We start from the raw sequence: 13,285 nt of genomic DNA, 5'->3' as shown, positions 1-13,285 counted from the left end.
TTACTTAATCCTTACTTGGCTTGTGGGGCAGATGCCGCAGAAGCCTTAGGTGCGGAAGCGGTTGTGGCTGATGGCGCACTTGGTGCACTGGCTGCGGTCGCTTTCCATGGCTGAGTTTGTACTTTCTTGGCTCCGGTTAACTGCACCAGTGCCAAACCATCCATCGCAACTTTATCCCCTGCGCGGAGACCACCACTGATTACCCAGTTTGTGCCTTTCTGCTGTACAACAGTTACCGGACGAACAGCTAAACTACCATCGGCATTAACTACTGTAACTGTATCGCCATTGGCGCCACGAGTTACCGCCTGTTGTGGCAATACAATAGCGTTCTGAATTTCAGCTTGCGGAATTTCTACCCGTACAAATTGCCCAGGCAGTAACATATCATTATCATTTGGAATTTCCGCGCGCACTTTCACTTCGCCCGTGCCTTCGTCTACTGTCATATCAGTAAACAGCAGACGCCCTTTTTGAGGATATTCACTGCCATCATCCAGTTTGATAGCTACTTCCACTGCACCATTGATAGTTTTCATTTTGCCAGAAGCAATATCCTGACGGATTTTCATAGCCTGAGCTGCAGTCTGGGTCAGATCCACATATAAAGTATGTGTTTGCTGAATCAGCGCCAGCTGCGTTACATCGCCCTGCCCGACCAAAGCGCCTTCAGTCACCAAAGCTTTGCCGATACGGCCAGAAATTGGTGCGCGTACATAAGCATAACCTACATTTATCTGCGCAGTTTTTATCGCAGCCTGTGCACTTTCAATCTGTGCATGTGCCAGACGCTGCTGAGCTATGGCCTGATCAAATTCCTGTTTACTGATGGCATTGGCGGCTACCAGCGGACGATAGCGAACCACGTCTGCATCAGCTTTTACTGCATTGGCTTGTGCTGTGGCCAAACTTGCACGGGCAGACTGTAATGAAGCTAGGTAAGGTGCATTGTCAATCTGGAACAATGGCTGCCCTTCTTTAACATAAGTGCCTTCTGTAAATAAGCGTTTCAGCAGAATACCGGCCACACGAGCACGTACTTCTGATTCGCGAATCGGCTTTAAACGGCCGGTCAACTCAGTGTCTACTGTAACCGTCTGTGGTTGTACCGTCAGCACGCTGACCATTGGCGCCTGTGGTGCTGGTCCGTTGTCTTTTTTGCCACATGCAGCTAAAGCCAGCGCACTGGCCAGCACTATTGCACTGATGCGCCATTTATCTGCTCTTCGATTCGTTCCCATACTCACCTCAATATGTGCATATATAATTAAAAATTAAATGAATTTTTACTCTGCTGCGCTATAAATATGACACAAATAGCGCTGGTGACGCCATTACGGGCTGTCAGATAAAAATATCCGACAACCTGCTAATGCGACAACAGACGATTTAATCAGGAATAACTTTACGCTGCGCATTATACATGCAACAATGTATGTATACCAGATGCAATAAATTTATAACTTAGTTATTTTAATCAAAAATACATGTGTCAATCTGGATTAAATACAGATTTGCCTAATTTAATGTATAGATAAACGGAAATTTATTATGCGCAAGACCAAAGAGGAAGCTTTGCAAACCAGAGATGACCTCATGGCCGCTGCTTTGGATATTTTTTACCGGCGCGGCGTCAGCCGTGCATCTTTACAGGAAATCGCTAGCGCGGCCGGTGTCACACGTGGTGCACTCTATTGGCATTTTAAAAATAAGGAAGACTTGTTTGACGCGTTATTCCAACAGGTTTTCAGTAAACTGAGTGAGCAGCTGCGCCATGATATTGACACCAGCTCTCCGGATGCACTACACAACCTTATGCGGGCACTGAATCAGATGTTCCAACGTATGGCCAGTGATGAGCGTTATCGAAAATTCTGCTATATCCTGCATTTAAATTGTGAGCATACTGAAGACAACCGTGCAATTGTGGCGTTGTTGCAAAAATACCAAAATCTATGGTGGCAGAATTTATGTGCCGTGTTTCAGGTATGTTGCCAACAACATATTCTGCCAGAAAACATTAATATACGGCAGGCAGCCTTGTATTTTCAGGCACTATTTATCGGATTGACCAACCTGTGGCTAACAGACCCGCACAATATCGATATCACCAGCATTGCACCAAACTTTATCAATATTGCACTCGAATCACTGCACCATAATCCAAACCTGCGCCAATAGCGGATAGTGTTTTGCTAGTATGATTAAAACATAAAATTATTATCACCAGCTCGTTTCAGAATGGGAAACAATAGCTTGTCAGTTTTAATCATCTTCCCGTACTCGTAACAGCATCACCGGAATATCAGATTGCCGCAATACCCCTTCTGCTACCGAACCCATTAGAATGTGCATGAAGCCACTGAATCCATGGGTACCCATCACTAGTAAATCAACATTATGCTCCGTGGCTTCCTGAATCAACATATCAGCCACCTTATCACCTGCACTCTCAATCACCTCAACCTCGTATTGCAGACCGGATTCCTGAAGCATTTTTTCTGCTTGCTCCAGTCCTTTCTTACCGGCGGCATTGACTGCTTTACGCACTTCTTCAGATGGCAAAGCACCAACACCTCCCCAGCTAAACTGTGCTAGATCCACCACATTGACTACTCGTAAAACAGCATTTTGGCACAATCTGGCCAGCATGATGGCTTCCTGTAAGGCTCGTTTCGCAGCCGCACTTTCATCTACCGGTACCATAATTTTGTGATACATCGTTATTCTCCCTGCTCAACAAACCATAACCTGATTTGAATTAAACTGAAAAACATCAATATAACCAGAAAACTACTGGCAAAGCTTAGCACAAATTTGCCTGAAGTAAACGCCAGTCCATCAACGTTTCTTTTAAAACCTGCTACCATCTAGCTTGCATTCATAAAGGATAACCCATGAGTCGCATTCAAATTGAAACGCCAGAAAAATGGTTGTTTCACACGCGCATCAAAGTACAGATAGGCGATATTAATTACGGCAACCATCTTTCAAACGATGCCATACTACGCCTTTGTCATGAAGCGCGTATGCGTCTACTTTCAAATTACGGATTCAACGAAATAGATATTGGCGGTACCGGCCTGATTATGCTGGATGCCGCTCTGCAATTTCAGGGACAGGGATTTTATGGCGATGAACTGAATTTTGACTTAGGGATTACCAACTTAAGCAATACAGGTTTTACCCTGATATACAAATTGCATCGCACCCGTGATGGTGCTGCCATTGCCATGGTAAAAACCGGCATGGCTTTCTTTAATTACGAGCGCCAGCGCATTTGCCGCACACCTGAAATTTTCCGCAGCGTCATCACTCAAGGTAATTGAATGAAGCAAGCTTCTACCTCTTACTGGACATTATGGAATGAGTTTTTCCAGCATTTACAACAGCGCGGATTATCTCCCTTAACCAGCACTGCCTACGAACGTGATTTAATTCAGCTGAGTCAGCTTTTACCGGAAAATCTTAGCCCATTGAATATCACTCGTCTGCATCTGGTAGGCGCTCTAAAAAAACTCAGTGGTCTGGGAGATAAGCCTGCCTCACTGGCACGCAAACTCAGTACATGGCGGACTTACTTTAATTTTCTGCAACAACAGGGACAAATCAGCGCCAACCCTACCAGCAACATCAAAGCACCCAAAGCCGATGCCCGCTTGCCTAAAGCAGTACCGGCCGAAAAACTCAATCAGGCTTTTGACCATGCTTGTGCCAGCGACCCGCTGTCCCTACGGGATCAGGCTATTTTCGAATTATTGTATGGCAGCGGATTACGTCTGAGCGAATTGGTGCAACTAGACTTACACCATCTAATGCTGGAAGAAAATTGGGTACATGTGCGAGGTAAAGGCAATAAGCAACGTCAGGTCCCTTTAGGACAAAAAAGTATCGAAGCTTTACAGAATTATCTACCGCACCGCTACGCGGTTTCTGGCGAAAATGCAGTATTTACTAGCCGGCGTGGCACCCGCCTGAGCGCACGTCAAATTCAGAATCGTCTGAATATCTGGTCCATTACTCACGGTAGCGACCGCCATTTGTCCCCGCATATGCTGCGGCACAGTTTTGCCAGCCATGTATTACAAAGCGCCCACGATATCCGCGCGGTACAAGAGCTGCTCGGACACAAATCCATCAGCACAACCCAGCAATATACCAAACTCGATTTCAACCATTTGGCACAGATTTACGACAATACACATCCACGTGCCAAACGCCGTAACAAATAGCCGTTTTTATCTGAATCTGTATTATGCTTAGTCAAACACAATCCATGATTGTCAGCATCGTGTTACTTAACCTGCTCGGCCAACTGTCACCTGGGCCGGATATGCTGATAATCAGCAAAACCGCTCTAAACCACTCACGACGGGCAGCATTCTGCGTTGCGCTGGGCATCACCACCGGAGTGGCTTTCTGGCTGACTCTGACCATTGAAGGCTATAGTGCCATACTGCACCAGCTACCATGGCTGCAAAACACTCTTATGCTGGCCGGCGGCTCCTACCTCATTTATTGCGGCTGGCAAATGTTACAAACCGTTATTCCTAAAAATAACGTAACTGTTCAACCCCTACAAGAAAAACATTTTTTTTGGAAAGGCCTGATTACCAACCTATCCAATCCCAAAATCGTTCTTTATCTTGGCAGCGTTATGTCTATGGCCATGGCAGATGTTCATAAGCCAACTTTAAAATATGAAATTATGATTATTTTGCTGGTACAAGTACTTCTTACCTTGTGCCTGATGTTGTGGCTGTTTTCTTTACCCATGGTCAAACGCAACTACTTGAACTGGTGCCTAATTATCGACCGTATCGGCGGCTTTGCGTTTATTGGCTTTGGCGGCTGGCTATACTTACAGGTCTTTAGCAGCTGGCTCCACCACTAATACTAAGCAACAAGACAGATTCAAAAATCTGTCTTTTCCCCATCTCAAGCTATTCTTCTCACACCGCACACAGCAGCTCTACTGCCTGCTCCAACGTTTCCTGCCGCTTAGCAAAACATACCCGTATACATTGCTGGCTAAAACCATCATGATAAAACGCAGCCAAAGGTATTGTCGCCACTTTATATTTAGCCACTAGCTCACGCACAAACTCAGTTTCAGATATAGTACTAATAGCACTATAATCCAAAAGCATAAAATACGTACCCTGCGGCACATAGACTTTAAAACGTGAATTGCTTAAACCCGCCAGCAGAAAATCGCGCTTTTGCTGAAAAAAGTGTGCCAGATTCTCGTAGTGGGACGCATCGGCCAGATAATCAGCAATTGCATATTGCGTAGGAGTATGCACACTAAATACATTAAACTGATGCACCTTACGAAACTCAGCCATCAAGGCTGGCGCAGCCACACAGTAGCCCACTTTCCAGCCTGTAGCATGCAACAATTTGCCAAACGAACCCACAACAAAAGTTCTCTCCCGTAACAGCGGCTGTGTCAGCAATGTTTGTGGTCGAGCATCATCAAACACCAGATGTTCATATACTTCATCACTTAACACAAAAATATCATTACTATGCACTATTTCAGCCAAAGCCGTCACATCAGCTTTATTGAATACCCGACAGGCCGGATTGTTTGGATTATTCACAATAATCAACCGTGTACGCGCCGTAACCAACGATCGAACGAAATCCCAGTCTATTGAAAAATTTGGTGCAGTCAGCTGTACCGGAACCACTTTACCCCCAAACAATGAAACCGCAGGTGCATAGCAATCATAAGCTGGCTCAAAAATGATTACTTCATCATCCGGACGAATCAACGCTGCAATAGTGGTAAAAATCGCCTGCGTTCCGCCTGCCGTAACCGTGATTTCCTGTTCCGCATCCACACTCAGCCCATGCACCCGCTGAAACTTTTCCTGGATACGCAGTCGCAAACCCATTACACCAGCCATAGGCGCATATTGATTATTTCCCGCACACAGATAATGCTCTATTAGTTCGATTAATTGCTTATCTACCGTATAGTCAGGAAAACCCTGAGACAAATTTAGCGCATCATACTTTGCGGCCAAAGCCGACATAACACTGAAAATCGTTGTTCCTACATTGGGCAGCTTAGATTGCAGATTCAGCATAATTTCCACCTAAGAAAAAATCATCATATAACCATCCAACCAAATTTAACAATTAGTTTTTATTAACCAACACAAGTGTTCACATCACCAATAAACAAGACTAAACTATTCGCATAATTAACAAATGGAAACTAAATCATGAAAAAAAGCATTTTAGGATTATGTCTCACCCTTGGACTCGCTGGCTCTGCCATGGCTCAGACTCACTGGGGTTATCAAGGTGACTATGCACCGGAAAACTGGGGAAAAATGTCTGACGCGCAAACCTGCTCCACAGGTAAAACCCAATCCCCGATAGACATCTTTGATAGCAAAACCAACCATAAACTTCCACCTCTGAAATTCGACTATCGTCATGCCGATATCAAACAGATAGTCGACAACGGCCATTCCCTTCAGTTTAATTTCGACTCAAACAGCAACCTGACCTACAACAATAAAACTTACACACTGGTTCAATTCCATGCCCACGAACCAGCCGAACACACCATCAACGGCATACGATATCCTCTTGAACTGCATTTTGTACATCAGGCCGCAGACCACAGCAATTTAGTTATAGCAGTATTTGTACAAGAAGGTCAGCAAAACTCCTATTTTGAAAAATTGTCTGTATTCAAAAAACTGGCTAAAAATGGTAGCGAAAACACCGATATCATATTTAATCCCGAACACCTCTACCCGCACAATCATAGCTATTACCGCTATACCGGCTCTTTGACCACTCCACCATGCAGCGAACCCGTAACATGGATATTATTCCGCCAACCGATTACGTTATCCAAAGCAGAAATTGCAGAAATCGCACAATACCTACCTAAAAATAACAACCGCCCCGTGCAACCGCTAAACAACCGCATAATAGAAAACAACTAAGCCCATCCTCTTATGCAAGCAGTCAGGCCACAAATAGCCTGACTGTAAATTTTTTCAGTACGCCACAATCAAACGCGCACAAACATAACGAATCCATTGCTTAGAATTTCATCTAAAGTGGCATGGCGTCATTTATCAAAAGAATCAAGTTCCATTTGTTCAAGTCTGTCAATAATTTCGCTACCCACAAATTTTAGTTGTAACAATAGTTGTGGCTCTGTTTCTGAAAAAGCCATATCATTCCTAATTGATTACATTGATATTAATTTTAAGTTACGTTTAAACTAGTTCACTTAAATTTTTCCACTTTCTGATTTTGGTTCGAAATGATTTAAACGGTGCCACAGAATTGATATGAATAAAGCGCGCTACCGTCCAAGATTCAGGGAAAGGTTTAGTCCAATTACGTTTGTCTTTAATAAATAACGTATCATCATCCAAAGATTCAATCCAATTATTCCAGATAACAAGTTTCTCGTTAAATAATGTAATCAATTCTTGTAATGAATAATCCTGATAAATCTTATAAAAGTGTTGATATAATGTACCTAACTGATTCCATTTGTAGCCTTCTGCAGGTAATGTTGGGATTTTTCCTGCAAGTTCATCATCATCCCAGGACTTAACAAGATCCAGCCATCCTAACTGATAAGCAATCATTTGCGCAGGAGTACGATCTACACCATGAATTAACTCATCTTTTTGAGATTCTGTTAACGTATCAAATTCTTCAATAAACAATTTAGCGGTTTTGTTTATTTCATTCAATAACTGTTGTTTACTGGTATAAGCCATAGGGCAAACTATCCTTATTTTCTTTATTTTTAAATTGCTTTAATTCTTCATCAATAAAATAACGAACTAAATTTGCATATAACTCTTTAATAATATCGCCATTTAGTCATAACTCATTGGCCCAAAGCTTCCTTTGCTCAAGCATAGTGTCAAAACGGGCCATGGCTTGAACAGCACTAGCACTTTTTTAAACTCACTAGCAGCATTAACATATTCAAAGCGAGCCCAATAGCTTAATAACAGTGTGATCAATCTGATCTATCTCTAAACGAATATCTTCCATATTACAACTCCATTACAAAATATTTTTCAATTAACAAAAATCTTCATATTCAGCACAAAACCCAGTATTAAAACCATAATTTGAGTTTAAAATTAAAATAAATATACACCCATAACAAATTAAATTAAAATACCAATAAAGATGATTATCATTTTAATTTATCTTAACCTTTACTAGTCAGGCTCTCATGCAACCCGCCTGTCATACCCGTTTTCTCTCTACAGTCTGTACTGTTTACGCCAGCTTATTTATTATGCAGCCGGTTCTGGCCGAGGATCAAAGTGAACACAACAACCTTAACAGCTACGCCCTGCCCACCATTACCGTCATCGCCAGTAAACCTAACAAAGATTTAGTTGGCATCAACAACCCAAGTCAGCAACATCCGTCCGAATCGCGACCATAAAATAAGTTGGTCAATAATGAACAGCAATCACAGCGTCTGGGAACCATTTGCCGCCATGCGCGACGAAATGCCCTACTCCAGTGAGGCTGAAATCAAAAAATTTGGACTAGATGGCGCATGGAAACGCAAACTGTTGTACCGCATCAAAACGACAAAAGCGCCAATCTCACCTATGAATACACATCCCATAGCCCACTCATTAACCTAAGTAAGTGCTTTAATTACTCAAAACCCACCAGCATGATACCCGTCCCGAAAACGCTTCCAATTTTGCCTCCAGCAATATGGGCAATGAAAGCTGGAAGGCTTTATATTTTGCAACGTTAGCTCTAACTACTTCCCAGTATGTGCGCTTAACAGCAAATATTGGCTGTCCATTCTATGCTTATTTTTTTGCAAAAATATTTTTATCCTGATTAAGAAATTTTTTTACTTTTTATCTGATTAAAAATTTTTCTGAAAACTCAGAGAACTCTGCTATTCTGTTAGTACAACAAATTGCTTATTATGCCCAGCAACTTAATATATCTCTACCACAGATGACAAAGGAAAATCAGATGCAAATTACCATCCTGCTTTACCCAGACTTTGAAACACTAGATGTATTCGGGCCAGTAGAAATATTTGGCAAAGTACCGGACTGGCGCATACAGTATTATTCACAAAACGGTGGTCTTATCTGCAATCAGGATAACATCAGTATCTCAACTGAAAACTTTGCATCCATTCCCCAAAATATAGATACCCTTTTTATACCCGGTGGGCCCGGCACACGTAGCCTGATACAGCAAACTGATTTTATCCAGCAACTAAAATCACTAGCACAAAAAAGCAAGTATGTGCTCACCGTTTGCACCGGCAGCGCCCTGCTGGCCAAAACCGAATTACTAGATGGACGCAAGGCAACATCCAACAAACGCGTCTTTGACTGGGTAAAAACCTCATCAGCAAAAACCAAATGGATAGAAAAAGCCCGCTGGATTACAGATGGCAAATACTACACCTCTTCAGGTATCAGTGCCGGAATGGACATGGCATTAGCATTTGTGCAAAACAGAACGGATAAAAATACCGCTGAAAAAATTGCCACCAGAATCGAATACCACTGGCAGCAGGACAGCCAACAAGATACATTTTGTTCGAACAATCAACTAAATTAGAAACAGCCTAATAATAGCTAAAACATTACACAATCAAGCTCATAAAAGATGCTGCGAATTTGTGCGCAAAGTTAGCTCATCCCGTTTACACAGAATAACACCAGCAAACGGTATGATATTCAGCACAAAGTCACCCCATAAGCCCTATCAGAATCGGATTAAAAATCAACCATGCTGTTAAACGAACAACAAAAAATTGGCCTGTTTTTCGTCGTATTGTATTCAATATTTTTTATCATATTTATGCAAATACACCTGATGTCTGGCGTAATTTCCGGCCTCCTTACCTATACTCTTACCCAGAAATTAGAAGATTATCTGGCCACCAGAATGCAGCGCTGGGGTAGCAAAGCCAAAATTTTTTCAGTACTTTTGCTGTCACTGCTCATCATGATCTTACTCATAGGCGGTTTCAGCTATCTTATCAGCTGGGTAATCAGCGTAGCCAAAGACCCCCAGCAGACTCTTACTCACATACAGAATCTCTTTAACAGCATCGCCAGTGCCTTGCCAAAAGAATTAAGTAATTACCTTCCAGATGACCTCGTAGAATTACGCGCCAATGCTCTTAACTTCATTAAAGAGCATGTACTTTACTTGCAATCAGTCATTAAGCAACTTTTTCACTCCCTACTTATCATTATAATTGGCATGATAATCGGTTTAATCGCCGGCTATCAGCAGAACAAGCGCAGTATCAACGAAACCTCAACCTCTCCCACCATCTACATGCAGGCACTCAAAGATGGCCTCGACCGTCTGGTGCTGGTTTTCCAATACGTTGCTTTCTCTCAGGTAGTCATTGCATTATTCAATGCCATCATGACAGCCATCTTCCTATTAATTGTTCTACCCATCTTCGGCATACACCTGCCCTTCAGTAAAAGCCTAATACTTGCCACTTTCGTACTCGGCCTCATACCCATCATCGGTAATTTAATTGTCAATACCATTATGTGTCTGGTTGGCTTCACAGTTTCCTTCTGGATAGCAGTAATTGTACTCATCTATTTAATTATCATTCACAAAGTCGAATATGTACTCAACGCCAAAATTGTCGGCAGCAAAATACATGCAGGCATCTGCGAATTATTGATTGCCATGGTATTTTCTGAAACTTTGTTTGGTGTAATTGGGCTTGTATTTGCCCCCATTTTTTACGCCTTTCTAAAACTGTCTCTCAAGCAGCTAAAAATCATCTGACTCAGCTCATCAGCAGACAACAATAAAGGCCATCAACCATGGCCTTTAATCATTTCAGCGTTTATAGTGCTCCACATCCGGTAACAAAACCGTCAGCATACCCAGCAACGGCAAAAAAGAGCAGAACTTAAAAATAAGCTGCAAACTGGTTTTATCGGCCACATAACCCAACACCGCAGCCGCAATACCACTCATACCGAACATCAGACCAAAAAACAGTCCAGCAATCAAACCTACCCGTCCCGGTATCAACTCCTGTGCATACACAACAATAGCCGCAAAAGCTGAAGAAATAATCAGACCAATCAAACAACTCAGCACCGCCGTACCCCAAAGATTGGCATACGGCAAAGCAAGCGTAAATGGCGCAGCCCCAAGAATAGAAAACCAGATAACATACTTGCGTCCGACACGATCACCAATCGGTCCGCCGGCAAACGTACCAATCGCCACACAGGCTAAAAACAAAAACAGAAACAGCACCGCCGTTTGCTTTGGCAAAGCAAATTTTTCTATTAAATAAAAACTATAATAATTACTCATACTGGCCATATAAAAATACTTGGAAAAAATCAGCACAGCCAGAATAAATAATGCTAAAACTGTTTTATTACGGTCATATGGTAAAACTCTATTTACTGCCTTCTTGTGTTTGCTAGCCGCCAAATGATGAGCACTCCATGCACTTATCCGACTGAGCAAAGCAATAGCCAAAACACCAATACATACAAACCACAAAATATTAGCTTGACGGTTATATTTCAACACCACAAAACTCACTAGCAACGGCCCTAGCGACGAACCCAGATTACCCCCTACCTGAAACGCCGATTGAGCCAGACCATAGCGGCCAGCCGAAGCATTACGCGCCACACGCGAAGCTTCCGGATGGAAAGTAGACGAACCAACACCTAGAAAAGCGGCTGCTACCAGCAACAAATAAAATTGATTTGCCAAACCCAGCAGACACAAACCAAATGTCGTCGAAACCATTCCCAAAGGGAGCAAGTAAGGTTTCGGATGTTTATCCGTATAAAAACCAATCATTGGCTGCAAAATCGAAGCCGTAAACTGATAAACCAGACTAATACAGCCCACCTGTGCAAAAGTTAAACGGTACTTTTCTTCCAATAAAGGATAAGTGGCCGTGAGCATTGACTGAATCAAGTCATTACACAAATGCGCACCGGCCACCATCAAAATGACTGAAAGAAACAACTGATTAGAAGATAACTGCATATCCTGATGATTCATAACATTCAATTCACGACGATTATTAAAATAATAACAACTAATTTATCTACAAACAGAAGTTTGCAGATAATCACTAATCTTCTTCGTTTCCTGTCCGATTCACTCCAGACAGTAACTCAAACCACCGATTAGCATATTCAGATTTCATGCAAAAAATACCAATTCTACCGCATCGACCATAGCCATACTGCCCAGACCATCACGTTCAGCAAGCAGCTTACCCAGCGTCCGCAACATATCAGTAGAATTTAACTGTTCCGATTCACAACAATCCAATAAACAAGCCAAATTTTCATGACTGAGCAAATTTGTTTTTTAATCAGCGGCACAGAATTACCCTCATTTACCGTAACAAATTTTGTATTCAGTAATAACACACCCGTTCGCTTTTGGCCGGGAAACGACCGGCCTGCCGCAGGAGTTCGCACAGGCCAGAGCAGATCACTGCCTGCGTATCCCTCAGACTTCCCATATCCGCTCATTGAATCTATCCAACGCAGCGGCCATTGTGTTGTACGAAGCGCTACGGCAGCAGGGGTTCGCTGGTTTGTCTTAACCAGTTGCGTTTCCATTTAGCACAAAGCAAAGAACCCAGTAGATAGTCTACTGGGTTCTTCTTAATGGGTGTCTGGCGGTGTCCTACTTTCACATGGGCATCCATACTATCATCGGCGCTAGGTCGTTTCACGGTCCTGTTCGGGATGGGAAGGCGTGGGACCAACCCGCTATGGCCGCCAGACTTTAAACTGTCAAATCAGAAAGCCTTAATCTTGGTGATGCTTGTATTCTCATCAGTAAGCTTTATCATTTACCTTGCACACCTTCTGTGTGCGAAGTCCTTCAAATGATAGAGTCAAGCCTCACGAGCAATTAGTATCGGTTAGCTCCAAGTGTTACCACTCTTCCACACCCGACCTATCAACGTCCTGGTCTCGAACGTCTCTTCAGAGGGATTAAATCCCTAGGGAAGTCTCATCTTCAGGCGAGTTTCACGCTTAGATGCTTTCAGCGTTTATCTCTTCCGAACTTAGCTACCCGGCGATGCGACTGGCGTCACAACCGGTACACCAGAGGTTCGTCCACTCCGGTCCTCTCGTACTAGGAGCAGCCCCCGTCAAACTTCCAACGCCCACTGCAGATAGGGACCAAACTGTCTCACGACGTTTTAAACCCAGCTCACGTACCACTTTAAATGGCGAACAGCCATACC

General features: G+C 43.0%; 16 protein-coding genes and 2 rRNA genes. 10 read left to right on the top strand and 8 right to left on the bottom strand.

The window, feature by feature from the left end:
* Positions 1 to 11 precede the first annotated feature (11 nt).
* Complete coding sequence (locus BHC43_RS02680; RefSeq protein ID WP_100156451.1) at positions 12 to 1,241, bottom strand: efflux RND transporter periplasmic adaptor subunit; 1,230 nt, start codon at positions 1,239 to 1,241, stop codon at positions 12 to 14.
* 310 nt (positions 1,242 to 1,551) lie between these two features.
* Here BHC43_RS02680 and BHC43_RS02675 point away from each other — a divergent pair, with 310 nt between their 5' ends.
* On the top strand, positions 1,552 to 2,181 hold the full coding sequence (locus BHC43_RS02675) for a TetR family transcriptional regulator (RefSeq protein ID WP_100156450.1): 630 nt from the start codon (positions 1,552 to 1,554) through the stop codon (positions 2,179 to 2,181).
* An 84-nt stretch (positions 2,182 to 2,265) separates the two neighbouring features.
* On the opposite strand, the gene BHC43_RS02670 is transcribed toward BHC43_RS02675, so the two are convergent.
* Positions 2,266 to 2,721 carry a universal stress protein gene (locus tag BHC43_RS02670; protein ID WP_100140865.1) on the bottom strand — a complete coding sequence of 152 codons (456 nt, stop codon included), beginning with the start codon at positions 2,719 to 2,721 and terminating at the stop codon, positions 2,266 to 2,268.
* 176 nt (positions 2,722 to 2,897) lie between these two features.
* Here BHC43_RS02670 and BHC43_RS02665 point away from each other — a divergent pair, with 176 nt between their 5' ends.
* From BHC43_RS02665 to BHC43_RS02655, 3 genes are read left to right on the top strand one after another with little or no spacing between them, the layout of a single operon-like run.
* Complete coding sequence (locus tag BHC43_RS02665) at positions 2,898 to 3,329, top strand: acyl-CoA thioesterase (RefSeq protein ID WP_100156449.1); 432 nt, start codon at positions 2,898 to 2,900, stop codon at positions 3,327 to 3,329.
* On the top strand, positions 3,330 to 4,232 hold the full coding sequence (locus BHC43_RS02660) for a tyrosine-type recombinase/integrase (protein ID WP_100156448.1): 903 nt from the start codon (positions 3,330 to 3,332) through the stop codon (positions 4,230 to 4,232).
* A gap of 23 nt (positions 4,233 to 4,255) precedes the next feature.
* A complete protein-coding gene (locus tag BHC43_RS02655) occupies positions 4,256 to 4,894 on the top strand; it encodes a LysE family transporter (protein WP_100156447.1) in 639 nt (212 codons plus the stop codon).
* Between the two features lie 58 nt (positions 4,895 to 4,952).
* Here the strand turns inward: BHC43_RS02655 and BHC43_RS02650 are convergent, their stop codons facing one another.
* Complete coding sequence (locus tag BHC43_RS02650) at positions 4,953 to 6,098, bottom strand: methionine aminotransferase (protein WP_100156446.1); 1,146 nt, start codon at positions 6,096 to 6,098, stop codon at positions 4,953 to 4,955.
* A 138-nt stretch (positions 6,099 to 6,236) separates the two neighbouring features.
* On the opposite strand from BHC43_RS02650, the gene BHC43_RS02645 reads away from it, so the two are divergent.
* Positions 6,237 to 6,974, top strand: a complete 738-nt coding sequence (locus BHC43_RS02645; RefSeq protein WP_100156445.1) for a carbonic anhydrase — start codon at positions 6,237 to 6,239, stop codon at positions 6,972 to 6,974.
* Positions 6,975 to 7,253: 279 nt separating this feature from the next.
* Here the strand turns inward: BHC43_RS02645 and BHC43_RS02640 are convergent, their stop codons facing one another.
* Positions 7,254 to 7,769, bottom strand: coding sequence for a ClbS/DfsB family four-helix bundle protein (locus BHC43_RS02640; protein WP_100156444.1), 516 nt, complete (start codon positions 7,767 to 7,769; stop codon positions 7,254 to 7,256).
* A gap of 470 nt (positions 7,770 to 8,239) precedes the next feature.
* Here BHC43_RS02640 and BHC43_RS10600 point away from each other — a divergent pair, with 470 nt between their 5' ends.
* From BHC43_RS10600 to BHC43_RS02620, 4 genes are all read left to right on the top strand, one after another.
* On the top strand, positions 8,240 to 8,458 hold the full coding sequence (locus tag BHC43_RS10600; protein WP_144078733.1) for a hypothetical protein: 219 nt from the start codon (positions 8,240 to 8,242) through the stop codon (positions 8,456 to 8,458).
* 16 nt (positions 8,459 to 8,474) lie between these two features.
* A complete protein-coding gene (locus BHC43_RS02630) occupies positions 8,475 to 8,666 on the top strand; it encodes a hypothetical protein (RefSeq protein WP_100156443.1) in 192 nt (63 codons plus the stop codon).
* A 349-nt stretch (positions 8,667 to 9,015) separates the two neighbouring features.
* Positions 9,016 to 9,618: a DJ-1/PfpI family protein gene (locus tag BHC43_RS02625; RefSeq protein ID WP_100156442.1), complete on the top strand. Its 603-nt coding sequence runs from the start codon at positions 9,016 to 9,018 to the stop codon at positions 9,616 to 9,618.
* Positions 9,619 to 9,789: 171 nt separating this feature from the next.
* A complete protein-coding gene (locus BHC43_RS02620) occupies positions 9,790 to 10,821 on the top strand; it encodes an AI-2E family transporter (protein ID WP_100140875.1) in 1,032 nt (343 codons plus the stop codon).
* Positions 10,822 to 10,875: 54 nt separating this feature from the next.
* Here BHC43_RS02620 and BHC43_RS02615 read toward each other — a convergent pair whose 3' ends face one another.
* Complete coding sequence (locus tag BHC43_RS02615; protein ID WP_100156441.1) at positions 10,876 to 12,075, bottom strand: MFS transporter; 1,200 nt, start codon at positions 12,073 to 12,075, stop codon at positions 10,876 to 10,878.
* Positions 12,076 to 12,219: 144 nt separating this feature from the next.
* Positions 12,220 to 12,363, bottom strand: coding sequence for a hypothetical protein (locus BHC43_RS10650; protein WP_180297411.1), 144 nt, complete (start codon positions 12,361 to 12,363; stop codon positions 12,220 to 12,222).
* 6 nt (positions 12,364 to 12,369) lie between these two features.
* Between BHC43_RS10650 and BHC43_RS02610 the strand changes: the two genes are divergently transcribed.
* The gene (locus BHC43_RS02610; RefSeq protein ID WP_445081784.1) at positions 12,370 to 12,651 is read left to right on the top strand and encodes a hypothetical protein; all 282 of its coding nucleotides are present in this window, start codon (positions 12,370 to 12,372) and stop codon (positions 12,649 to 12,651) included.
* 50 nt (positions 12,652 to 12,701) lie between these two features.
* Here BHC43_RS02610 and rrf read toward each other — a convergent pair.
* Both rrf and BHC43_RS02600 read right to left on the bottom strand, forming a co-directional pair.
* Positions 12,702 to 12,814: ribosomal RNA gene (gene rrf, locus BHC43_RS02605) — 5S ribosomal RNA — on the bottom strand.
* Positions 12,815 to 12,924: 110 nt separating this feature from the next.
* Positions 12,925 to 13,285: ribosomal RNA gene (locus tag BHC43_RS02600) — 23S ribosomal RNA — on the bottom strand; the annotation flags it as partial.

Source organism: Snodgrassella alvi (assembly GCF_002777855.1).
GTDB lineage: Bacteria > Pseudomonadota > Gammaproteobacteria > Burkholderiales > Neisseriaceae > Snodgrassella > Snodgrassella alvi_E.
This window is presented reverse-complemented; position numbering and strand designations above follow the sequence as displayed.

Bases quoted from the DNA above. Each gene is read 5' to 3' on its own strand.
- BHC43_RS02680 (WP_100156451.1), bottom strand. From the start codon at position 1,241: ATGGGAACGAATCGAAGAGCAGATAAATGGCGCATCAGTGCAATAGTG.
- BHC43_RS02675 (WP_100156450.1), top strand. From the start codon at position 1,552: ATGCGCAAGACCAAAGAGGAAGCTTTGCAAACCAGAGATGACCTCATG.
- BHC43_RS02670 (WP_100140865.1), bottom strand. From the start codon at position 2,721: ATGTATCACAAAATTATGGTACCGGTAGATGAAAGTGCGGCTGCGAAA.
- BHC43_RS02665 (WP_100156449.1), top strand. From the start codon at position 2,898: ATGAGTCGCATTCAAATTGAAACGCCAGAAAAATGGTTGTTTCACACG.
- BHC43_RS02660 (WP_100156448.1), top strand. From the start codon at position 3,330: ATGAAGCAAGCTTCTACCTCTTACTGGACATTATGGAATGAGTTTTTC.
- BHC43_RS02655 (WP_100156447.1), top strand. From the start codon at position 4,256: ATGCTTAGTCAAACACAATCCATGATTGTCAGCATCGTGTTACTTAAC.
- BHC43_RS02650 (WP_100156446.1), bottom strand. From the start codon at position 6,098: ATGCTGAATCTGCAATCTAAGCTGCCCAATGTAGGAACAACGATTTTC.
- BHC43_RS02645 (WP_100156445.1), top strand. From the start codon at position 6,237: ATGAAAAAAAGCATTTTAGGATTATGTCTCACCCTTGGACTCGCTGGC.
- BHC43_RS02640 (WP_100156444.1), bottom strand. From the start codon at position 7,769: ATGGCTTATACCAGTAAACAACAGTTATTGAATGAAATAAACAAAACC.
- BHC43_RS10600 (WP_144078733.1), top strand. From the start codon at position 8,240: ATGCAACCCGCCTGTCATACCCGTTTTCTCTCTACAGTCTGTACTGTT.
- BHC43_RS02630 (WP_100156443.1), top strand. From the start codon at position 8,475: ATGAACAGCAATCACAGCGTCTGGGAACCATTTGCCGCCATGCGCGAC.
- BHC43_RS02625 (WP_100156442.1), top strand. From the start codon at position 9,016: ATGCAAATTACCATCCTGCTTTACCCAGACTTTGAAACACTAGATGTA.
- BHC43_RS02620 (WP_100140875.1), top strand. From the start codon at position 9,790: ATGCTGTTAAACGAACAACAAAAAATTGGCCTGTTTTTCGTCGTATTG.
- BHC43_RS02615 (WP_100156441.1), bottom strand. From the start codon at position 12,075: ATGAATCATCAGGATATGCAGTTATCTTCTAATCAGTTGTTTCTTTCA.
- BHC43_RS02610 (WP_445081784.1), top strand. From the start codon at position 12,370: ATGACTGAGCAAATTTGTTTTTTAATCAGCGGCACAGAATTACCCTCA.